18 protein-coding genes are annotated in these 21,199 nt (G+C 50.5%); 8 read left to right on the top strand and 10 right to left on the bottom strand.

From position 1 onward, the window contains the following. Window positions 1-12: 12 nt before the first annotated feature. Window positions 13-684 (bottom strand): phosphoribosylanthranilate isomerase, encoded by a 672-nt coding sequence (locus H8K47_RS08290; protein ID WP_186880937.1) that lies wholly within the window; start codon window positions 682-684, stop codon window positions 13-15. A gap of 162 nt (window positions 685-846) precedes the next feature. Between H8K47_RS08290 and H8K47_RS08295 the strand changes: the two genes are divergently transcribed. Next, window positions 847-1,638 carry a WecB/TagA/CpsF family glycosyltransferase gene (locus H8K47_RS08295; RefSeq protein WP_186880938.1) on the top strand — a complete coding sequence of 264 codons (792 nt, stop codon included), beginning with the start codon at window positions 847-849 and terminating at the stop codon, window positions 1,636-1,638. Between the two features lie 108 nt (window positions 1,639-1,746). Here the strand turns inward: H8K47_RS08295 and aceA are convergent, their stop codons facing one another. Further along, window positions 1,747-3,045 (bottom strand): isocitrate lyase, encoded by a 1,299-nt coding sequence (aceA, locus tag H8K47_RS08300; RefSeq protein ID WP_186880939.1) that lies wholly within the window; start codon window positions 3,043-3,045, stop codon window positions 1,747-1,749. A 535-nt stretch (window positions 3,046-3,580) separates the two neighbouring features. Further along, on the bottom strand, window positions 3,581-5,986 hold the full coding sequence (locus H8K47_RS08305; RefSeq protein WP_186880940.1) for a cellulase family glycosylhydrolase: 2,406 nt from the start codon (window positions 5,984-5,986) through the stop codon (window positions 3,581-3,583). Window positions 5,987-6,052: 66 nt separating this feature from the next. On the opposite strand from H8K47_RS08305, the gene H8K47_RS08310 reads away from it, so the two are divergent. Further along, window positions 6,053-7,369, top strand: a complete 1,317-nt coding sequence (locus H8K47_RS08310; protein ID WP_186880941.1) for an O-antigen ligase family protein — start codon at window positions 6,053-6,055, stop codon at window positions 7,367-7,369. 4 nt (window positions 7,370-7,373) lie between these two features. On the opposite strand, the gene H8K47_RS08315 is transcribed toward H8K47_RS08310, so the two are convergent. The 5 genes from H8K47_RS08315 to H8K47_RS08335 are packed head-to-tail and all read right to left on the bottom strand — an operon-like array spanning window position 7,374 to window position 12,529. Then, complete coding sequence (locus tag H8K47_RS08315; protein WP_186880942.1) at window positions 7,374-8,438, bottom strand: acyltransferase family protein; 1,065 nt, start codon at window positions 8,436-8,438, stop codon at window positions 7,374-7,376. A 19-nt stretch (window positions 8,439-8,457) separates the two neighbouring features. After that, complete coding sequence (locus H8K47_RS08320; protein WP_186880943.1) at window positions 8,458-9,396, bottom strand: glycosyltransferase family 2 protein; 939 nt, start codon at window positions 9,394-9,396, stop codon at window positions 8,458-8,460. Next, window positions 9,389-10,342, bottom strand: a complete 954-nt coding sequence (locus H8K47_RS08325) for a CpsD/CapB family tyrosine-protein kinase (protein WP_186880944.1) — start codon at window positions 10,340-10,342, stop codon at window positions 9,389-9,391. The genes H8K47_RS08320 and H8K47_RS08325 overlap by 8 nt, the downstream gene beginning before the upstream one ends. Next, window positions 10,335-11,774 carry a hypothetical protein gene (locus H8K47_RS08330; protein WP_186880945.1) on the bottom strand — a complete coding sequence of 480 codons (1,440 nt, stop codon included), beginning with the start codon at window positions 11,772-11,774 and terminating at the stop codon, window positions 10,335-10,337. The genes H8K47_RS08325 and H8K47_RS08330 overlap by 8 nt, the downstream gene beginning before the upstream one ends. A gap of 8 nt (window positions 11,775-11,782) precedes the next feature. Continuing rightward, window positions 11,783-12,529: an SLBB domain-containing protein gene (locus tag H8K47_RS08335; protein ID WP_186880946.1), complete on the bottom strand. Its 747-nt coding sequence runs from the start codon at window positions 12,527-12,529 to the stop codon at window positions 11,783-11,785. Window positions 12,530-13,339: 810 nt separating this feature from the next. On the opposite strand from H8K47_RS08335, the gene H8K47_RS08340 reads away from it, so the two are divergent. Together H8K47_RS08340 and H8K47_RS08345 are read left to right on the top strand one after the other, a co-directional pair. Beyond that, window positions 13,340-14,233 carry a glycosyltransferase family 2 protein gene (locus tag H8K47_RS08340; protein ID WP_186880947.1) on the top strand — a complete coding sequence of 298 codons (894 nt, stop codon included), beginning with the start codon at window positions 13,340-13,342 and terminating at the stop codon, window positions 14,231-14,233. Between the two features lie 11 nt (window positions 14,234-14,244). Then, the gene (locus tag H8K47_RS08345) at window positions 14,245-15,663 is read left to right on the top strand and encodes an undecaprenyl-phosphate glucose phosphotransferase (RefSeq protein ID WP_186880948.1); all 1,419 of its coding nucleotides are present in this window, start codon (window positions 14,245-14,247) and stop codon (window positions 15,661-15,663) included. 56 nt (window positions 15,664-15,719) lie between these two features. Here H8K47_RS08345 and H8K47_RS08350 read toward each other — a convergent pair whose 3' ends face one another. Next, entirely contained in the window at window positions 15,720-16,769 is a 1,050-nt protein-coding gene (locus tag H8K47_RS08350; protein WP_186880949.1) for a GNAT family N-acetyltransferase, read from the bottom strand. Next, window positions 16,750-18,033 (bottom strand): YihY family inner membrane protein, encoded by a 1,284-nt coding sequence (locus H8K47_RS08355; protein WP_186880950.1) that lies wholly within the window; start codon window positions 18,031-18,033, stop codon window positions 16,750-16,752. Before H8K47_RS08355 ends, H8K47_RS08350 begins: the two co-directional genes overlap by 20 nt. Before the next feature lie 156 nt (window positions 18,034-18,189). Here H8K47_RS08355 and wrbA point away from each other — a divergent pair, with 156 nt between their 5' ends. Genes wrbA through H8K47_RS08375 form a run of 4 tightly spaced genes read left to right on the top strand, consistent with a single transcriptional unit; the run spans window position 18,190 to window position 21,107 of the window. Continuing rightward, window positions 18,190-18,807 (top strand): NAD(P)H:quinone oxidoreductase, encoded by a 618-nt coding sequence (wrbA, locus tag H8K47_RS08360; RefSeq protein ID WP_186880951.1) that lies wholly within the window; start codon window positions 18,190-18,192, stop codon window positions 18,805-18,807. After that, the gene (locus tag H8K47_RS08365) at window positions 18,804-19,211 is read left to right on the top strand and encodes a DUF2069 domain-containing protein (protein WP_186880952.1); all 408 of its coding nucleotides are present in this window, start codon (window positions 18,804-18,806) and stop codon (window positions 19,209-19,211) included. Before wrbA ends, H8K47_RS08365 begins: the two co-directional genes overlap by 4 nt. Continuing rightward, window positions 19,204-20,607, top strand: a complete 1,404-nt coding sequence (locus H8K47_RS08370) for an FAD-binding oxidoreductase (protein WP_186880953.1) — start codon at window positions 19,204-19,206, stop codon at window positions 20,605-20,607. Before H8K47_RS08365 ends, H8K47_RS08370 begins: the two co-directional genes overlap by 8 nt. 35 nt (window positions 20,608-20,642) lie before the next feature. After that, window positions 20,643-21,107: a DUF4124 domain-containing protein gene (locus H8K47_RS08375; RefSeq protein WP_186880954.1), complete on the top strand. Its 465-nt coding sequence runs from the start codon at window positions 20,643-20,645 to the stop codon at window positions 21,105-21,107. The last annotated feature ends 92 nt before the right edge of the window (window positions 21,108-21,199 follow it).

The following is a 21,199-nucleotide window of genomic DNA, read 5'->3' on the forward strand; positions in this document are numbered from 1 at the left end:
AAATGGAGGTGATCAACACCCCGGAATATTGTCTGCATCTTGTACCGCACGTAGGAACGCACGGACTTTCTCTTCATCCTTGATTCCTTTTGACGCCTCGACACCACTGCTGATATCAACCGCAAAAGGACGTACCTGACTAACTGCGCCAGTCACATTTTGTACGCTCAAGCCACCACTTAAAACGACCCGAGGCGCGAGCTCTTTTGGAATGAGAGACCAATCAAACACCTTTCCACTGCCACCGTAACCATCTACAAAGGTATCCAGCAGCAAACCATTGAATAAAGGACTTGCATCACGATAGATGCGTTCACATTCTAACAAATCATCCGGCTTTGTGTCAGCCTTCACACGGAACGCTTTCAAAAATGGACGCTGCACCTGTGCCGCCAGCTGCGCGCACTGAATAGCACTCTCATCACCATGAAATTGAAGCAGCTGAACCGGACATTGCCGCAGCGTGTCCTGCAATTCCTGCCCACCAGGGTTGACAAACAAACCCACCGAAACCACAAATGGCGGCAAGCCGGATAACAGCTCAGCGGCACGGCCTGGTTCCACATAGCGCGGGCTGGGTGGATAAAACACGAAACCCAAGGCATCCGCGCCTGCTGCTGCAACTTGCGCCAGATCGCTATGATTCGTGATACCGCATATTTTTACTCGGGTTCGATGTCGCATGCTTGGCTACCTGTGTTGTTCTGCCCGCCGGTTGCGGGATGTTAAAAATAAAAAAATAGAGCACCGGCAGGTATTATGCATAGAAATCAGAAACCAGGCGTCGCAAGCCTGTTCAGTTCTGAGATAATCAGGCACATTCAATCCGGCATCCCCTGAGTTTCTATGACCCTGCTAACTGATCAGAAGCATACAACACGTTTATTTGAGCTGAACATTCAATGCCAGACTTTCGCTGAGGCACATCAGTTACTGATGCAAACGGCACGCACCAGAGGCAATCCATCCAGCGTTGTTGTGACACCCAATGTGGACCACATCGTGCGACTGGATCAACAATCAGAGTTCAAACAACTATACAGCACCTCCGATTTGATTTTCGCGGATGGCATGCCGGTCGTCTGGGCCAGCAAAATTACCAGCCATCCTTTACCTGAACGTGTCACCGGTGCCGATTTATTTGTATCGCTGTGCCGTGCAGCGGCAAACGAAGGCCTATCGATATTCGTGGTCGGTGGCATGCCAGGCCAGGAAGTAGAATTATTAGCCGCATTTGCCAGGGTCTATCCAGGATTGCGGGTTGATTTGTTCTGCCCTTCCATGCAATTCACCCCTGAGGGTGCCGAAGCCGATGAGGCGATACGCCGTATCCGCACTGCCAAACCACATATTGTGTTTATCTGCCTCGGCATGCCCAAACAAGAACTCTTTGCCTTCCGCTACCGCCGCGAAGAAAGCACGGACAATGCCCCGCTGCTGATGTGCGTAGGCGCAGCGATGGAATTCGCCCTGGGCCAAAAACGGCGTGCGCCGCTATGGATGCAAAAAATCGGTATGGAATGGTTCTGGCGCCTGGTCAGCGAACCACGCCGGCTGTGGCAACGCTACACGATACAAGGCACCAAGTTTTTTGGCATATTTTTGCGTGAATATCGCAAGCAAAAAAGCAAGCGTTGAAACATAGTTAAGCATAGATAATCTCGGCTCAGTGAGATCAATCGCAAACACAAAAAAAACCGCAAACTTCTGCGGTTTTTTTGTTACTACGGGAGATCGTCAGGCGAATCAGGCAACCTTCTTCGCATCGAAGAATTGTTCGTCTTCGGTAGAACCGTGCAATGCTGTGGTCGAAGACTGACCCTGCTGGATAGTCTGGGTCACTGCATCAAAGTAACCTGTACCAACTTCACGCTGATGTTTCACCGCGGTAAAGCCTTTTTCAGCTGCTGCGAATTCAGCTTCCTGCAATTCGACGAACGCAGACATCTGACGGCGTGCATAGCCATGTGCGAGGTTGAACATGCCATAGTTCAGTGCATGGAAACCAGCCAGTGTAATGAACTGGAACTTATAGCCCATTGCGCCCAGTTCCTTCTGGAATTTCGCAATCGTTGCGTCGTCCAGGTTTTTCTTCCAGTTGAACGATGGTGAACAGTTATAGGACAGCAGCTTGCCAGGGAACTTAGCGTGGATCGCATCAGCAAAAGCCTTAGCAAATTCCAGATCAGGCTTACCTGTTTCACACCAGATCAGATCGGCATATTCCGCGTAGGCCAGACCACGCGAGATTGCCTGTTCCAGACCGGGTTTAGTTTTGTAGAAGCCTTCAACAGTGCGCTCACCTGTGCAGAAAGGTTTGTCGTTATCGTCCACATCAGAAGTCAGCAAATCGGCTGCCTCGGCATCAGTACGGGCTAAGATCACGGTTGAAGTGCCCATGATGTCGGCGGCTAAACGTGCGGCATTCAGTTTTTCAATTGCTTCACGGGTAGGTACCAATACCTTGCCACCCATGTGACCGCATTTTTTTACGGAAGCGAGCTGATCTTCAAAGTGAACACCAGATGCACCTGCTTCAATCATGGCTTTCATCAGTTCAAATGCATTCAGCACACCACCAAAACCGGCTTCTGCATCGGCAACGATAGGGGCAAAGAAGTCGATATCATCTTTACCTTCCGACCATTGAATCTGATCAGCGCGGGTCAGCGTATTATTGATACGTTTAACCACGAGCGGTACCGAGTTAGCTGGGTACAGCGACTGGTCGGGATACATTTCACCCGCAACGTTTGCATCACCCGCAACCTGCCAGCCAGATAAGTAGATTGCTTTCAGACCTGCTTTTACCTGTTGCATCGCCTGATTACCAGTCAAGGCGCCCAGTGCATTGATGAAAGGCTCATTGTTCACCAGATCCCACAATTTAATCGCGCCGTTCTTAGCGATCGTGTGCTCAACCTTGATCGAGCCACGCAGACGAACTACGTCTTCTGCAGTGTAGTTACGTTTAATGCCTTTCCAGCGTGGATTGGTATCCCAGTCTTTTTGCAATTCAGCGACTTGCTGTGCACGTGTTGTCATGATGCTCTCCTGTGGTCAAAACGAATAAAAGTGGTGTTCCGTTGAGATCAATAATAGGAGATATTTTGCGGAGCAACAAGGTCTTATATAAGACATATAACAAATATTTTTCACTTTAAAATCATATACTTATATTTTAATTTTTGCGATATGAAATCTCTTTTCTTAAAATGAGAAAAATATTTTGTGCAGAGCCAGTTAATTTTCCACATTATGAAAACCAAATCTCACAATGCAGCAAATCATGACAACTCAGGCAACAATTTTGTTCTATATGAAGCTCCCCAGTCTCAGTAACATTGCAACAGTTGCTAAAATCCAAAAAATAGTCTGCCAAATACAACAACGCCCCATCCAAGTGGGGCGCAGAAACTGAATTTAACGATTCAAATCGCGTTTCATTACTATCTTTGACACAAAAAATTATTTACTAACAATTTGCATCTCGCATCTCAATAACACCTGATTCCAAACATAATTTCCAATACTGGTCGGAATCCATACACGCCATGAACTGAAGCAACGAGTAACTCATTTATAAAGCTGGACTCAATACAATCTCATACCAAGGTGTACGCTGGTTGAAATTCACTTGAAATCCCCCTGGAACCTGCTGAATATTTTGCTTGAGCAACGGAGGCAGACGACTCCCCTTTTCATCTAAAGGGTAAATCTCTATACGCGGATAAGCGCTGGGCACAAACAGCTGAAACACGATACGTTCCATCCAGACCGGCGCGACACCATCTCGTGACCCGGATGGCTTACCAGCAAGCCCGACATCAGGCTCTAAGGTTTTCCAAATCATGTTACCATTATATGGAATCAGCTTCTTGGCTAGTGCTTGCTCTTCTGCCCCCTGACTGGCTGTCGTTGCACCGCTGGCCACTAATAAAAGCCGCCTTGACTGCTTTAAGGGCAAACCATCGCGCGACCCCATCAGGAACGTGGCGTATTTACGCGCTTCGCCACTAATCTGGGGCTTCAGGATTTTTAAATTCAGATTCGCCGTATCCGACACGCCTAACTGCAGCGCACCGTATAGATTCTGCATCCAAAGTTGCGGCTGCTCACGCTGGTATACCAGTTGCTGGCCAGGCGCACGCACACTGACTTCGGCACCTGGCTCTGCGTCGTGCTCTGCGTCTGTGGTCGTGTTGGACATGCTCTGAATTTTACTCTGCGTCATTGCCGCAAAATCCATTGCTATACGCCTGCTCGTAGCCGTGTCTTCAGATAAGTGCATATTCGCACGCAAATAGCCGGGATAAACCGCAGGATTCACACTTTCCAATTGTGCGGCGAGGCTAAGCCTGACATTTGCCGGCAAAGCCAGCTGCGCCAGATCTGGATTAGGCTGTAATTGAAACTGGCGAAATAAGGACGAAGACAAGCCGGTTGTGACCAGTTGACCGCTGTGCCCGGTCAGGCTGAAGCTGTCCGGCGCAGGATCACGCAAATTTACATCCCCATATTGAAAGAAAAATAGCCCATCCCAGTCCTGCATGCTGGCCAGCGTAGCCATGACCGGGATAATCTCCGCAGATTGGCGGTTAGGGTAAGCCTGGTTAAACTCACTGATCACAAATGGCTTGCGTGCATCACGATAGTAAGCACGGCTCAGTAAATTATGCCAGCCGTCTTTCAACGCAGACTGATCCCGGATTTTCCAGTCATTTCTATCCCACTCCTTACCGGGAAACTGGTAGTGATCGACATAGACATGTTCATCCACATAATCCATCGCTACGTGCGAGTCTACATTCAGCAGTCCGCCATAATAGGCCTGGGTTCCAGCCACGGGCACCAGATTGCCGACCTCAGCCCTTACCGTTTTCTTCATCAATTCCAGATACTGCTTATCGCTTTCAGACAAAAAGCGCAGGAAATCGATGACACGACGTCCTAAGCCACTGTCAGGCAACTGATGCTGACGTTGCAAAACGGCAGGCACCGTCCATTGAAATTTCTCGAATACCCGCCTCAGCATATCCTGCGCCTTGAGGGTCCAGTCATCACCCTGCTCCAGGATAAGCCGGTCTTGCAAGCTCACCAGCAAACCACCTTTTTTGGGTAAGCTGCAGCTGTGCCAGACTACACATGCCTGCTCAATGCTGCCGTACTGACGCTGTATCCAGCGCTGCCATTGCAATTGCAAGATGCGTTGATATTCACCTTTGAGCTGATCTATCTGCTGCCTTTGCCATGCACCGACCAGTGAGGATTCATTATTAATTTCCACCATCGCCAGCACCGGGTCGTCATTCAATTGCAGACGACGCAGTAGTTGCTGAGCATATTCCACTTGCAGAGCCTGCATTCTGGGCTCAAACATATGCATAGGCTGGCTCGCAAACGGCATACGTTCGCCAGCAAACAAAGGGGTGATCTGATCCACCGCAGGCCTGAACGCATAGCCTACATGCAGATTTAAGTTGACGTATATCCCCTCATTCTTACAGGCGTCAATCAACAGCCGCAAACGCCTGATGGCTTCATGGTTAAAACTTGGATACGCACCGGTCGTGAGTATGCCCTGAGGCTTGCTTGTATCATCACTCAGCGTCGTATCCAGATGATGCAACCTGACTGCATTAAATCCCAAGCGCCGCAGCCGTTTTGCCAATTTGACCGCACCCTGCTCGTCTGGAAAATTATCTGCCGCCGAGAGGCTGATGCCAAAAAACCGCAAACGTTTATCGTCACCGGTATTTGGCCTTCTGTCAGCACCAGTCGTATAAAAATGAGCCTGCCTGACGAAGACGCGGTCGGCAGCGGTAATCGGCCGGTTCAGTCCTGAGAAATCCACGACTGGCTGCAACTGATCTTCGTTGACAGAAAAACGGTACCAGTCGAATTGTTCGGCACGCACGGTCTGGACTGTCAGTCCTGCCAGTAAAATCAGGCACCGCCAGCGTAAGGGCAAAGAAAATAATTTCATGAATAAAATCGCATCCAACTGACTAGCCTATAAAATACCAGCTATGCCAATAAAAAGACCGCCTGAATGACACCCGGTACGCAAAAAATTTACCCAACTGAGATGCATCCCTTGGAAATCGGGATTTTGCGTATCATTGTTGTGCTGTTCGTTGTTTTTTCTCTGCTGCCTTACGGCATTTCCTGGGATTATTCGGGCAAGTCCGAATTGACGATGGAAGGCTCCCTGACGACTAAACTGGAATGGGGTAGCCTGTTCCTGATTTCCGGCATGTTACTGTACCGTCATCTCGACACAGCATGGAAGTACCTGCGCGCACTCAATCCGTTTCTGATGATGGTGTTGGTCTGGTGTATTGCGTCCAGCCTGTGGTCACCGATAAGCGGCGTGACCTTCAAACGTGCGATTCAGTTATACGGCATCGTCGTGATAGGCATCAGCCTGCAACTGTCACCCAAGCCCCTGCATCTGATGATTGATTCACTGGTCTACACCCTGATGGCTATGTTAATGCTGTCATTTGTGATGGCACTTGCCTTCCCTGGCATAGGCATAGACTATGAGTTAAATGGTGCATGGCGTGGCGCACTGTCACAAAAGAATGAATTGGGCCAGGTCGCTGCGATGTCTATCCTGTTCTGGCAGGTGAAAGCTTGTCTGGAACAAGTCAGCTACAGAACCCTGTTACTCGCAATTTTATTCAGCTTTTTCATGCTGGTGATGAGCAAAAGCTCGACTAGCATGATCATCACTTTATCGACCAGCGGGATCTTTCACTTGCTACGTAAGCGGCATCTGAATTCGGATTACCCGCTGGTGCGGATTTTCCTTAGCCTGTTATGTATGGCTTTGCTGGCAGTCTATGTGTTTTATATGTTTGAGTCACGTATGCCAACCTGGGCAGAAATTTCATCCCCAATTGCGAGCATTTTTGGCAAAGGCTCAGATCTGACTGGCCGTACCGATATCTGGGAACTGGTCTGGCTGGAGATCAATAAACACTGGTTGCTTGGTCTGGGCTATGGCGCATTCTGGTTAGGCCCCGACAGCCTGTCCCAGTTTGTGATCGATGCTTTGCACTGGATTCCCCTGCAGTCACATAATGGCTATCTGGATATACTGAATGAACAAGGCATCATCGGCTTAGCACTGACTATACTGACCCTAGTGTCGCAAGCCTATTACCTGACCCGGCTCGCACAACACGATAAAATCCAGGCAGCGTTCTGGACTGCGATGCTGGTGGTGATCGTCGTAACCAACTTCACCGAAAGCAGCCTGTTCCGTGGCTTTGGCTTCCTGAACGTTTTCTTTATTTTCGCCCTGATTGCCGTGACCTCAGCCAATCAAAGAAACCAGGAACAGCTGCGTCTGCAAAGATGAAAATTCAGCGCTTGGTACCAGCCTGCAGATAACGCTGCCCCAGACGCAGGAATGGCGCTTCAACCAGACGCTGCGAGCCATCTGCCAGCGCGAATGAAGCCAGCATCATCAGGCAGAACCTGGCCGGCAGTGACCAGTCTGGTAACCAGAAAGTGATGATACCGAACACCAGCCAGTGATACAGATACAACGAATAGCTGATGCGCCCTATGTACACCATCGTTTGTGATGCCAGCAGGTGACTGACGAAATTAGACGCGGTAATCAGATACGTAAACATCAAGGTCAACGCAATGCCCTGTATCGAGTAACGCCAGGATTCGCGGAAATTCTCATCGCGTATCAACAAAGAAGCCAGCATGAGCAACAATCCGGCTATGGCTGCTTTGCGCTGTGCGAAGTACGCTGCCCAAACTGGGTAACGCGCCTGTATCAAGGCAAAGCAGGTTCCGTACATAATCGAATCTGCCCGCGTATCGGTGGCCTTATAGATACGATAATGAAGCAGATGATCCAAACCCACCCCATACACCAGGTACAAACGCCATAACAGTATCGCTATGATGAAGGTGAGCAAGCCAGCAAGAAAACGTCGGGGGAAAGCAATGCAAACCGAAAACACAAACGGGAACAGCATGTAAAAATGCTCTTCAACTGCCAGTGACCAGGTAATCGATAATGGTGGCGGCAACACGTCGCCACTAAAACCGACAAAAATCCCGAAGTAATTTGCGAAATAAAAAAACACCGACATCAGCTCTATCCACTGCCACTGCACACCGGCCAGTTGCATCACGCCAAGCGAGATCAGCACAAATACGATCAGCGCCGGCATCAGTCGAAAAAAACGACGTAAGTAGAATTTAGAAATGCTGATATGTTCAGTCTTATCCCATTCCGCAATCATCAGACGGGTAATGATGTAGCCACTGATAAAAAAGAAGATAGTCACACCCAAACCACCAGGCACGATATGGCCTAGCCAGGCGTGGGAGATCAGCACCAACAGAATGGAAACACCACGTAACCCATCCAGGGCTTGCAGGCGTGAATGCGAGGCAGAATTCATGTTAACTTCATTAAAAAAATCAGGAGGATTCCGCACCGCCATAGGCTTCGGGAACTTTGCCGGCAAAATGATTGAGCTTACCAAACTGCGATGCGACTATTCTGGCCCAGCTAAACGCACGCTGCGGTGCCAATAAAATAAATAAGACCACACACAGCATACCTATCAGTGCCTGCACTATTGCGCGCAGAGCAAGCCAGCAAGCCCTGAGCGGACGCTGTGCTGCGGGCGTCATCAGTAATTCTGTACGCATAAACAACTGACCGGTACGGAACGAGCGCTGTAATAACCATTTGCGAGTGGCACGCTCGGCGGGTACAGATTCAAACACGGGCGCATCATCACACCAGATCATTTTGGCACCGGCCATGTCGAGACGCCGGAATAAAACGGAGTCTTCGCCACCGGTACGCCCGAACGCAGGATCAAACACTGCGCCATTCTGCGCCTGAGCCAGTAAAACACTGCGTCTGACCAGTACGTTGCCGCTGCGTGCATCATGGTGATCAATGACCGTGCCGTTTGGCAAGCGCCGTCTTTCAAAATAGCCGCCACGCCTGACCCAATCAGGCGTGCTGGCATCGTATTCAGGAAGCACAGGGGCAAACACCACATCCGCCTGATAGCTGAGTTGCGCACTTTTGAGTTCTCGTAACCAGGAACTGCGCGGATATTCATCATCGTCGACCATACAAATCCACTCGCCATGCGCAGCATCAATCGCTGCATTCCGGGCCAGTGAGATGTTGGAGACGGGTAAATGGATATACATCAAGCGCCCACCGAACAGGGTGAGCTGTTTCTGCAATTCGGATTGAGCAGAGTGAGCAGGATCGTTGTCCACTACGATAATTTGCAGCGTGACATCCTGAATATCCTGCATCCGTATTGCATTCAGCAGGCGTGCCAACAATTGCGGACGCCGGAAAGTGCAAATACAGATACTGATTTCAACCATGTCCGCTTTTCCGCCTCGCGTTTTTTTTGCCACGACCTGGCATCCAGTTCAGTACAGCCTGGAGCCAGCTTTTCTTTTGCAGCGACTGGTGTTCGTTGTACACCGTACCGACAATTTCAACACCCGCTGCCTGCATATCATTTCTGACCTGACGTAAATCGCTGATACGAGTCAGGTCCTTCTTCGCCACCAGCAATGCAGCACCGACCTGATGTGCAAGCATCTGTGCATCGGAAGCGCTGCCTGAAGCATGGGTATCAACCACAAAGGCATCAAAATCTGCATGGCAGCTATCCAGCAAATCCTTAATGCGCGGAACCTGTAATAGCTCCAGAGGATTAGGTGGCCTTGGCCCCGATGGCAATAGCTGTAGTCCAGGTAATAAAGGGATCAATACTTCATCGAGCTGCTGACGTCCGGCCAGTACCGATGACAAACCATCGGGCGAACCCAGGGCAAAAAACTGATGCAGGCTGCCGCTACGTAAATCACCATCAATTAACAGTGTACGGCGCCCTACCTGTGACAAAGCAATCGCGAGGCTGACTGCCATATAGCTTTTCCCCTCGCCACTGACGGAACTGACGACCGCGATCCGGATTTTGTCCGCTGCATCAAATTTCAACAGCAATTCACTGCGCAAGCGCCGGATTTCTTCGGCCTCTTTTGAAAACGGCTGATGAAAAAAACACAGAGAAGAATCAGCTACACCGTTTAACAGATTCTTAGAAGTGAAACCAAACTGCTGGCCTAAGGCCTGATCAATCTGCGCCTGTGTCAGCAAACCGAGACGCAAAGCCGCATCACCAAAACGCAGCTTATGCTGACGTTGTTCATGCGCGATCTGTTCAATATGGGCTTCTGTCAGTAAACCTTGCTGCAGGAATAATTCGCCCAACCTGCCAACCTGATGCCGCTCTGATCGCGTAGAAATTGCCTCAGACATGCTTACTCCTTTGAGCAGTAGCGAAGTGTGAGCTGCCGCCATCCGTACGCTCTAAAAATCCTATCTGAGCCAGCACAGGCACATCAAACTCGCGTGCAAGGTCTTCAGCACATCGTACTTTGCGCTGCATCAGCTCCAGCAAGAATGCAAGACTGAAGCCAAACATCAATCCGGCAATCAGGCCAAAGACGAGGTTATTGCGCAGCAGTGGCTTAGCATGTTTTTCAGGTAATTCAGCCCAACGCATCACGGATGCATTAGAAATCGCGACATTACTGGTCATGAGCAATTCATCAAATTTTTGTATCGCGGCGTTATACACTTTTTGTACACTGTCGAGCTGGCGCTGATACGAGCTGATCACATCACGGTGACGCTTATTTTCAAAGGTCTTTTTCTGGTAACCAGCCAATTCTGACTCCATCACCTTTTCTTGCTGGCGCAAACGGGCTTCAGCGGAATTGACTGAGTCAACTGCGGTAGCCGATTCACGTTTTAATTTTTCTATCAGAGACTGGCGTTCATCCTGAATCGCAATATATTTTGGATGGCGCGGCCCCAGCGTCGTTTTAGCATTCGCAAGCTGAGTGTCGAGCGCCACCAGCGCCGCTTTTAATCCTGAAATATGGCCTATACCCGCGATTTCAGGTAAGTCAGAATTGGTGTTGCCCTGTCTGAGCATATTTTCCAAGGCCTGCCTTTTGGCCTGCGCCTCGACGCGTTGTAACTGAGTTTCGATCAGGCGATTACTCAGTACCCCCATCTGGCGTGATTCGACATCAGCGCGTTCATCCACATCGACGATCTGATGTTCTTGCTGATAAGCGGTGAGCTTCTTCTGGATATCATCCATCTGACGGCTCAGCGTCTCTAGTTGGGCATTGTATTGATCGCGGCGGGCACGGGCAGGTGCGTTTGCCATTTCCAGCGACAGGTCGATATATGCCTTGATCACAGCATTTACCACATCCCTGGCATGCGCCGGATCATGGGACGAGTATTGAATTTCGATGACACGGCTATTTTTATGCGGTGCGACTTCGATTTTATCAGCGATCGTTTCCGCCAAGTGCCGCAAACCACGCTGTTCGCCGTAACGAGCGATCAGCTTGCGTGCCTCTTCTGTATCATGTAGTCCCAGGGCAGCAATCACATGCTCTGCGGCTTTGACACTTTTCATGACGTCATACTGGGTTTGCAGATAGCTCTCGTCTTGCAGAGGATGGAACTGACGCCCTGCAATCGGATCGTTCATTTTGTAGTCGATAAATACATCTGCATTCGCCACATAGGTCTTGGGTACCAGCAGACTGGCAATCGCTGCCACACATACCGCAATCCCTGTCACGACAGCAATCAGATTACGGCGCGCATTGAGCATTGCACCTATCTGGGTAAAAGATAAAATCAGGTCAGCTGAGGGAGAGCGCATCGACTACCTTAAAATATACGTTCATTAACCACTACCACATCTCCTGGCAGCACAACATCTTTAATATTGGCAGGCATTTCTATCAGTTCGCCATGCTTGTCTTTACGATGAATCACAATGCGCGATGAAGAGCCACGCTCAGAAACGCCGCCGCCCACAGCCAGTACCCGCATCACATTCATCGCTTCTTCCATAGGATAGCTGCCGGGACGGCGTACTTCGCCATACACATAAAAAGTCTTTTGCTGACCGACGACCAACACATCATTGGGCAGAATTTTCTGCATCAGCTTTTCATTGTTTTTATGACTCTCGAACTCAATTTGCATGGTATCGACTTCAGCAGCATCCTGATCTGCACCTGCATTTTTACGTAATAATTTGACAGACTTATCTGCGCGCGTGGTCAATCCACCGGCCAGACTCAGCGCATCCAGCACGTTCAATTGTCCCTGCATAGGAAAACGACCTGGCCGGACCACCTCGCCAAAGACTGAGAAATTACGACTGATCTGCTGACCGATGCGTACTGCGACCTTGGGATTGATCAGGTACTGCCCCTGCTCTAATTTATTGGCAAACTGAATCGCCACATCCATGGTCGATTTGCCCTTCACTTCCATCGCACCAACCAAAGGTAAGGTGATAATTCCCATCGAGCCCACCACCACATCTGCACTCAGATCAGGCTGACCGAACACAGTAATAATCAGCTGATCCCCCTCACCGACAATATCACCGCGCGTTTCCATCATTCCAGAATCAGCGCTGTTTTCAAGTACGGCAGGAGCCTTTCTGGCAGGCTGACTGGCTACTGGCTGGTAGGAGAAGCTGAAATCCAGTTTTAAACGCAATCCAGGCAGTTGTGATGACTCTTCGGCATAAGCAACCGAAAAAAATGAAGAAAGCAGTATTCCGCAACAACAAACGCGGCGCATGTCACTCTTCAAATTTACAATTGGTGAAAAAATCATTGAAAACCGATTATTGGGGTGGAATGTGCTTATTTTATCGTGCTGTCGCACTTATGATTGCATATTTTTGTCATAGAAACAAAATTACCAGACAGTTTGTTTGAATTTTTTCCACATGACAATTATTCCAGCGTATTTAACGTGGGCAAACCCGGTTAATTCCAAGCGGTTTGCATGGGCGCCTCGCTTGCCTTATTCGCTGAATAGGGTAAAAGTGTACGCCAACCATCAACAAGTATGTCGCCCCCAGGCAGTCTGGATTGCACTTACCCAACAATTTCTACCTTTAAAATAGTGCAAAAAAAATATTTTCTTTTGCTCACGATGCCAGTTTAGCAAAAATCCCAAAAAAAACGCCTATCGGGATGAATCCCAATTAAATCATTGCCTTAAAGCACTTATTGCACACCAAACATGGTCACAAAGACAAAATATTAGAACCAGTGCCTCAAAATAATTTCCGCAATAACAATTGTTCACTTTCATTAATTGTCCTCAGCGCAGAGCTGCGCTACCATTGCACAAAAGGAACGACGCGAGCATGATGCGGCAGTTCTGGCCAACCTACCTTCCATACCCTCATCATTCGCTATGCAAAATATAACTACAGTCCCTTTGGTCATCATTGCCCCGGTACGCGACGAGGCAGATTTGATACGGCTGACACTGGACTCAATGGTGGCGCAAACCGTGAGGCCAGCTGAATGGATCATCGTTGATGACGGCTCCAAAGACGATACGGCTGCAATTGTGAATGAATACGCGCAAAAATATCCGTTTATCCGCCTCGTACAAAGGCCTGACCGTGGCTTTCGCAAGGTGGGTGGGGGCGTAGTCGCTGCGTTTAAATTCGGCATTACCCAAATCCAGCATCAGGACTACCAATACATCGCTAAACTCGATGGTGACATGTCCTTTGGTCCCCGTTACCTGGAAAAAATGTTTGCCGAGTTTGAGCACGATCCTCAACTGGCAGCGGTATCTGGCAAAGTGTTCCGTACTGAGCAAAATCAGCTTATAGAAGAAATCATCATTGATGAACATGTGGCCGGGCAGTTCAAACTTTACCGGCGTACCGCGTTTGAAGAAATCGGTGGTTTTGTCGAAGAGGTGCTATGGGACGGCATCGATGTCCACACTGCCCGCATGAAAGGCTGGAATACCAAGAGCTTTTATGATGAAGATGCGATACTGATGCATCATCGGCTGATGGGCTCGTCCGATAAAAACGTGTACCGTGGCCGCCTGCGCTGGGGTCGTGGTATCTGGTTTATGGGTTATCACCCACTCTATGCGCTGGCTTCCGGCGTTTTCAGAATGCGTGAAAAGCCCTTTGTAATCGGTGGTCTCCTGATTATTGCGGGCTACCTGGGCTCAGCTTTACGTGGTGCACCACGCTACGACAATCCAGAGTTCCGGCGTCATTTGCATCAATGGCAGCTGTCGCAAATCAAGAATTTATTTTTTAAATCCAAAGCAAAATAATAACGGATTCTATGTTCAGCCAATCGACCTCTGCTCATCACACGCAGCGTGCTCATCTGCTGTCTGTCCTGACGGGAATTGCATTCAGCATCGTCATTTGCCTCACCCTGTTTTGCATCATACTGAATGTAGAAACCGCAGACGTAGAGGTATTCGGGGTACGCATTCTGATCGCGGCACTCAGCAGCATGATTGTTTTTTCCAGCCACAGCCTGCTCAACTCCTTGCAAGACCGCCGCGCCTACACCTTGTTTCCCAAGCTGACCTGGCGCTGGTTTATTGTATTCATGGTAGTTTTACTGACCGCCTATGTTGAAAAATCTTCAGAACAATTGTCGCGCAAGGTGATGTTGCTGTGGCTGTGCATCACACCTTTCGTGTTGATGACGACTGCATTATTGATCCGTTCTACTGCCGTTTTGTATTATTCCAATCCAGCCCGGCGACGCAAAGCAGTATTGATCTGGTCGAATTCAGCGTGTGCAGATCTGGTCGACTCACTCAGGCATTCACCTCTGGCCGCTGTGGATATTGTGGGTTTTTTTGACAATCGCAGCGAATCGCGCCCCCCAAGTGGCATAGAGCGGCTGGGCAATCTGGAAGATGCAATTGAATGGATAGTCGATCCTGAAACCGGCAAGGTCAAGGTCGATGTGGTCTTTATCGGCATGAATACCAAGGAACCACCGGAATTGGCTGAAGTCATAGAAATCCTGTTTGACAGTACGGCCACTACCTATTTTGTGCCTGAATCGTTAATCTTTGGCATGCCGGGCATACAGTTGCGCGAACTGGCAGGCAAGCCGGTGCTTGCGTCCGTCGAGACCCCGTTTATCGGTGTGACCGCATTGCCTAAACGTCTGGTCGATTTTTTCGGCGCGTTGATTGGTCTGATTTTACTGTCACCCATCCTGTTATTTGTCGCACTTTGTGTCAAGCTGAGTTCACCAGGGCCAGTCTTATTTAAACAAAAACGCTATGGCATCGCCGGCAAAGCGATCAGTGTTTATAAATTCCGCTCGATGAAAATGGCAAGTAAGGATGCGCCGGTGATACAAGCTACCATCGGTGACCCGCGTGTCACCCGCTTTGGCAGTTTCATCCGCAAAACCTCGATCGATGAATTGCCACAACTGTTCAATGTACTCAAAGGTGATATGAGTCTGGTCGGTCCACGTCCACATGCAGTCGCGCACAATGAGTTATATCGCAAACTGGTGACTGGCTATATGTTCCGCCATAAAGTCAAACCCGGCATTACCGGATGGGCGCAGGTCAATGGCTTGCGCGGTGAGACAGATACGCTGGAAAAAATGCAGGCCAGGGTAGATTACGATCTCTACTATATGCAGCACTGGTCAATCTGGCTGGATTTTGTGATTATCTGGCGTACCGTCAAAGTGCTGTTCGGCGACAAAAACGCGTATTAATTTCTCCAAAGCTGAGTCATCTGAGTCCTTTTTGTCGTGTTCAACGATTGCAGGACTCAGGATTGACGCCAGGCTTTCAATTTCGAGCCCAAGGCGGAATCACGCAGATAACGCTTACCGCGCCACAAGCTGCCATGTACTTTTGCCAGCAAGGCCGGGCGTGACACAGCGCCTTCACACAATTCAGTAAAACCAGTGGCAAAACGCTGCTTATAGGCTTGCTCACCGCGCCCCAGATCAATCAGAGTAAGGCCCTCAGCCGCGCCGAATTCAGCGCAACGTGCGAGCAATATCAAGCCCGGTGAATACTCACCAAACTGCGTGTCATACCAAGGGAACCAGTAATGCAGGGTCGTAGCGCTGCGCATGCCAAAATGCGCGGCTACCAGTTTGTCACCTGCATACAGGACAGACAATACCCCCGAAAAATCATTCCCACGCTGAGCCTGTATCCCCTCCATCAATTGCCGTATCCAACCGATGGCGAAGATGTCAGCTTGCGGACCCAGCGTGCGTATGAATTGTTGCGACTTCCCATTCAGCAGCGCCTGAAAATCTGCGGCATCCACAGAACTGAATTCGAATCGCACTTCGCCCACACGCTGACCTAATTTGCGGGCATTGGTTTCTACCTTCTTTAACAGGCTGGCTTCGCGACTGGCAGCCAGCTTTGCAGCATAGGCAGCATAGCCACCGTCCAGATTCAGGCACAGCGAACGGCTGCCGGTCCAGGCATGGCTGGCAAATTCCTGCATAACGGCAGGCACATGATCGAACGCCAGATACGATTTGCCCATCGCCTTGAGCAGATCGGCCATAGGGAAAGTCAGTTCAGGCGCATGTAATACACCTTGATAATCGCTAAGACCTTCACCGATAAAATTGAGCGTTTGACCTGGGAGCTGATGGTAGGGAAACAAGCCCGCGACCTGCCCCGCATCTTCCATCACCAGCAAACGGGCGTCGCCACGCTGCTGCGCCACCAGCTGGGAAAAACGCGGGTGAAAATAAGGACTGTCATAGACGGCTGCCGTCTGCTGCAGACGATGCCAGCTTGAAATTAAGCCTGCGTCCAGCTCGGAAAAACTAATTATGCTGAATTTCATTGCCGTTTTCGCTGCTGTCTTCATTATTCAGAAAATACTGCTGCAAGCTCGTTTGCAAGCCTGTTTCTATCTGGCTCTCAACCAGGGCAGACAAGCGACTACCCTGCACCGGCGCATACACAAATACACGATAGACATCGGCGATACGCAATTCAGCCGGGTTTATAGTCAGCACCCAGTATTCTTGCTGATTACGCTCGGACCGCCAGCGCCGCCTGGCCGGTTCGGGAACTTGCTCAGGCATCACCTTAGCGACCCATTTCAGCTCAGCCATACGCTGTAGTAAATCCTCAATTTCATCAAGACCAAACCAGGTAAAGGTACGAATCTGGGCGATACTGACACTGGATAGTCGACCTTCCTGCCGCGCGCGAACCAGGACGCCAAGTATGCGCACCGCATCATCAAAGCGGCTGCCCGGTGTAGGCACATGCCACCAGCGTTCAAAACGCACCACCGGCAAAGCCGCAGCGATCACTGCCCCGACCAAGGTAATCAGCCAGGACAAATAAATCCAGACCAGAAAAATCGGTATCGCTGCCAAAGCGCCATACACAATGGTATACGTCGGAAAATGCGTGACAAACTGGGCAAACCCGCGTTTAGCTACCTCAAATGCAAGCGCTGCCACCAGGCCACCCCAGGCGGCATCCTGCCAGGCTACCGGGCGGTTCGGCACTGCGGTATAGAGCAAGGTGTACGCACCCGTGGTGAACAGAATGGACACCAAAGTATAAAAAACAGCGCCGACCAGCGGCACAACATTGACTACGCCACTAGTCGCCGTGAACAAGTAAGAGGTTGTAGAGATAGAGACGCCGATCAGCAAGGGCCCCAGCGTAACGATGGCCCAGTACACTAACACCCGCTGCACCACCGGGCGTGACCGCTTGACTTGCCAGATCTGATTAAAAGCGCGGTCTATCATCGCCATCGTCGCGAATGCAGTGAGCATCAACGCCACACCACCTACCGCAGACAAGCGGGTGGCCTTGGTCGCGAACTGGGTCAGATAACCAAGTATGGTGTTGGCTATTCCCTTAGGCATCAGGTTCTGCACAAAATACGCTTCCAGTGAGGTACGGAAGGTATTGAACAAAGGGAAGGCAGTAAAAATCGCGAGTGCCACCGTCAGGATAGGCACCAGCGCCAGTACCGTAGTGAATGTGAGACTACCCGCAACTTGCGGAAGTCGCCCTTCCTGCAACCTGCGTAATGCGAATTGAATGAGATTACGAATTTGTTGCCAGGTCATACCGCGCATAACTGCCTAATTAAATTTCACCAGACTCTATTTTAATGAGTTTAATGAGATTGCAAGCATAAAGCTTCATAATATAGGCCGTATGCGAAATTGATACCACGGTGAGCCACACTTCACAAGCATACTGAGAACCGAGATTTTTAAGAAAGACGTCCGATGAGCCATTCATCCATACCACTTACTCTGCTGGTTTTATATTATTCGCGTCATGGCAGTACCCGCAAAATCGCTGAATGGATAGCACAAGGAATAGAGAGTGTGCCCAATTGCGATGCCCGCCTGCGTACAGTGCCTCCCGTATCCAGCGATACCGAAGCAACCGCCGCTGCCATTCCCGACAGCGGCGCGCCTTATGTGGAACTACAGGATCTGGCAGAGTGCGCCGGTCTCGCTGTCGGTTCACCTACGCGCTTTGGCAATATGGCCGCCGCAATGAAATATTTTTGGGATGGTACCAGTGCCGACTGGTTATCCGGTACGCTGGCCGGCAAGCCAGGCTGCGTATTCACTTCGACCGGCAGCCTGCATGGCGGCCAGGAATCGACCTTACTCAGCATGATGCTGCCGCTCTATCACCATGGCATGCTGGTGCTTGGCATTCCCTACAGCGAGGCCGATCTGATGCTGACCTCCAGTGGCGGCAGCCCCTATGGCGCGACGCACTGGTCCGGGCTGGACGGTAAGAAAGCGCCGACCGATGAAAGCCGCAGGCTGGCGATCGCCCTCGGCAAACGTCTGGCGCAAAACGCACGCAAACTGGCAGCATCCACATGATCAGCCGCAGCCAACAACGCTTCCATCGTCTGGCTTGCATAAGCCTGCTCGCCCTGATCATACTGTGCATCGTCTGGGAGCTATGGCTGGCGCCGTTGCGCGCAGGCGGCAGCTTTATGGCACTCAAAGCCCTGCCCTTATTACTGCCTTTATGCGCCGTCTTAAAACGCGATAACTACACCATGCAATGGACCACTATGCTGATCTGGCTGTATTTCACTGAAGGTGTGGTGCGTGCCTACAGCGATCAGACACGTCTGTCAGCAGCACTGGCAATGGCAGAGTTATGCCTGTCGCTCTTGTATTTTATTGGTGTTGCTGCGTATCTGCGCCCTATCAAGCGGGCTGCCAAAGCAGCACAGAAAGCGAAACTCGTGCAACAGGATAGCGAACAACATGGATGATTTTCTAAGCGCCTGTCGCCTGTGCGTGGGCCACGCGAATGTGCTGACCGCGGAGCAGGACAAGACGCCTTACGAAACTGAGTGGCGACGCCGGGTACAAGGCAAGGCGCTGGCTGTCATCCGGCCCGGCAATACGAACGAAGTCGCAGCTATCGTCGCGCTGTGTCTTGCGCATCGGGTACCTATCGTGCCGCAAGGTGGCAATACCGGACTGGTGATCGGCTCTATCCCAGATCAGCAAGGGCGTGCCATCATTTTATCCTTGCGGCGTATGACGCAGATACGTGCTGTCGATGCGGGTAATTTCACACTTGTTGCGGAAGCTGGCTGCACCCTGGCGCAGGTACAACAGGCGGCTGACGCCGCAGGTCTGTTATTTCCGCTGTCGCTGGCTTCCGAAGGAAGTTGCACGATAGGCGGGAATCTGGCCTCGAATGCAGGCGGTACAGCCGTACTACGCTATGGCAATGCGCGTGAACTCTGTCTGGGTCTGGAAGTGGTCTGCGCGAATGGGCAAATCTGGCACGGGCTTAGCGGTCTCAGAAAAGATAACACCGGCTACGATTTGCGTCAGCTGTATATAGGCTCGGAGGGAACGCTGGGCATCATCACCGCTGCAGTCCTGAAGCTCTACCCCAAACCAGCAGCGCAAAAAACAGCCTGGCTCGCACTCGAATCCCCTCAGCAAGCCTTGCAGATCTTACGTGCGGCAAGCCAGGCGCTGGGCGCCATGCTGACCACGTTTGAACTGATGGCTGATATCTGCCTGCAGTTAGTTCTACAACATATACCAGGCAGTACCCCACCGTTGGCACAGCCTGCGCCCTATTATATTTTGCTGGAACTATCGGATCAGGAATCTGAACAACATGCCAACGTAGCGATGGAACAGCTGTTACAGCACTTGTTCGAGGCTGGACTGATCAGCGATGCCGTCATTGCCGTATCATTGCAACAGGCACGCCAATTGTGGTCATTACGTGAAAACATCTCGATGGCGCAAGCGGCCAAAGGTAAAAACCTCAAGCATGATATTTCCGTTCCGATTTCCGCTATCCCAGCTTTTATTACTCAAACCAATGCTTTGCTACAGCAGCACTTTCCAGCTTGTCAGGTAGTATGCTTCGGGCATATGGGCGACGGCAATTTGCATTACAACGTGTCACCACCAAGCGACAATCAAGACGCTTTTTTTGCCGCAGAAAAACAAATCACGACGCTGGTACACGATCAGGTGCAGTTATTCCACGGTTCTATCTCCGCAGAACACGGTATCGGTGCCATGAAGCGCGCTGATCTGGCAAAATATACCAGTCCCACCGACATGCTTTTAATGCGTACGATTAAGCAAGCTCTTGACCCACTCGATATCATGAATCCGGGCAAAATACTGTAACAGTGTTGCGGGCTTGCAGAACAGGGAGTCAACTCATGCATACCATCTACACTGTCCACGCCACGACGCTAGTCAGCTTGATGCTGCTGTTAAACGCAGCCCCAGCCCATGCCGAGACCTATCGCTGCATCAGTCAGGGGCAAACCGTTTATCAGGAAACACCCTGCCGTCAGGATCAGCAGGCAGCAGGAACCGTGCAGCCGGCCTCCCAGCCAACGAGTCAAGACAGCGCTGCGGCACGTACCCGGCTCAAACAGCAACAGGAAGAATTACGCCGTATCGATCAGCAGCGCCAGCACGAAACGGAACTGGCGGCAAAACAACAGCGCCACATAGCCGCAAAAGCAGAACGACAAAAACTAGCCTGTGATAAAGCCAGCCTGCAACTGCGCTGGGCAAAAGAAGACCTACGCCAGGCGACGCCTGTTAAAGAAGCGAAGGCCAGACAAAAACTCAAACGTCAGCAAGAAAAAACCAACCTGGCTTGCGCTCAGCACTAAGCCGTGTACGCTCTGCAAGTTGCGCGCAGTTTCGGCATAATAGCTGGCAGGAAAGAGCACTCCGCTCTCGCTACTCCAGAAAGAAAGCCCCT

Origin of the sequence: Cognatundibacterium rugosum, assembly GCF_014284365.1 — a bacterium.
Lineage (GTDB): Bacteria > Pseudomonadota > Gammaproteobacteria > Burkholderiales > Burkholderiaceae_D > Undibacterium > Undibacterium rugosum.

What these genes read in the sequence shown, in the direction of transcription:
- H8K47_RS08290 (WP_186880937.1), bottom strand. Translation starts at nt 684, where the DNA reads ATGCGACATCGAACCCGAGTAAAAATATGCGGTATCACGAATCATAGC.
- H8K47_RS08295 (WP_186880938.1), top strand. Translation starts at nt 847, where the DNA reads ATGACCCTGCTAACTGATCAGAAGCATACAACACGTTTATTTGAGCTG.
- aceA (WP_186880939.1), bottom strand. Translation starts at nt 3,045, where the DNA reads ATGACAACACGTGCACAGCAAGTCGCTGAATTGCAAAAAGACTGGGAT.
- H8K47_RS08305 (WP_186880940.1), bottom strand. Translation starts at nt 5,986, where the DNA reads ATGAAATTATTTTCTTTGCCCTTACGCTGGCGGTGCCTGATTTTACTG.
- H8K47_RS08310 (WP_186880941.1), top strand. Translation starts at nt 6,053, where the DNA reads ATGACACCCGGTACGCAAAAAATTTACCCAACTGAGATGCATCCCTTG.
- H8K47_RS08315 (WP_186880942.1), bottom strand. Translation starts at nt 8,438, where the DNA reads ATGAATTCTGCCTCGCATTCACGCCTGCAAGCCCTGGATGGGTTACGT.
- H8K47_RS08320 (WP_186880943.1), bottom strand. Translation starts at nt 9,396, where the DNA reads ATGGTTGAAATCAGTATCTGTATTTGCACTTTCCGGCGTCCGCAATTG.
- H8K47_RS08325 (WP_186880944.1), bottom strand. Translation starts at nt 10,342, where the DNA reads ATGTCTGAGGCAATTTCTACGCGATCAGAGCGGCATCAGGTTGGCAGG.
- H8K47_RS08330 (WP_186880945.1), bottom strand. Translation starts at nt 11,774, where the DNA reads ATGCGCTCTCCCTCAGCTGACCTGATTTTATCTTTTACCCAGATAGGT.
- H8K47_RS08335 (WP_186880946.1), bottom strand. Translation starts at nt 12,529, where the DNA reads ATGATGGAAACGCGCGGTGATATTGTCGGTGAGGGGGATCAGCTGATT.
- H8K47_RS08340 (WP_186880947.1), top strand. Translation starts at nt 13,340, where the DNA reads ATGCAAAATATAACTACAGTCCCTTTGGTCATCATTGCCCCGGTACGC.
- H8K47_RS08345 (WP_186880948.1), top strand. Translation starts at nt 14,245, where the DNA reads ATGTTCAGCCAATCGACCTCTGCTCATCACACGCAGCGTGCTCATCTG.
- H8K47_RS08350 (WP_186880949.1), bottom strand. Translation starts at nt 16,769, where the DNA reads ATGAAATTCAGCATAATTAGTTTTTCCGAGCTGGACGCAGGCTTAATT.
- H8K47_RS08355 (WP_186880950.1), bottom strand. Translation starts at nt 18,033, where the DNA reads ATGCGCGGTATGACCTGGCAACAAATTCGTAATCTCATTCAATTCGCA.
- wrbA (WP_186880951.1), top strand. Translation starts at nt 18,190, where the DNA reads ATGAGCCATTCATCCATACCACTTACTCTGCTGGTTTTATATTATTCG.
- H8K47_RS08365 (WP_186880952.1), top strand. Translation starts at nt 18,804, where the DNA reads ATGATCAGCCGCAGCCAACAACGCTTCCATCGTCTGGCTTGCATAAGC.
- H8K47_RS08370 (WP_186880953.1), top strand. Translation starts at nt 19,204, where the DNA reads ATGGATGATTTTCTAAGCGCCTGTCGCCTGTGCGTGGGCCACGCGAAT.
- H8K47_RS08375 (WP_186880954.1), top strand. Translation starts at nt 20,643, where the DNA reads ATGCATACCATCTACACTGTCCACGCCACGACGCTAGTCAGCTTGATG.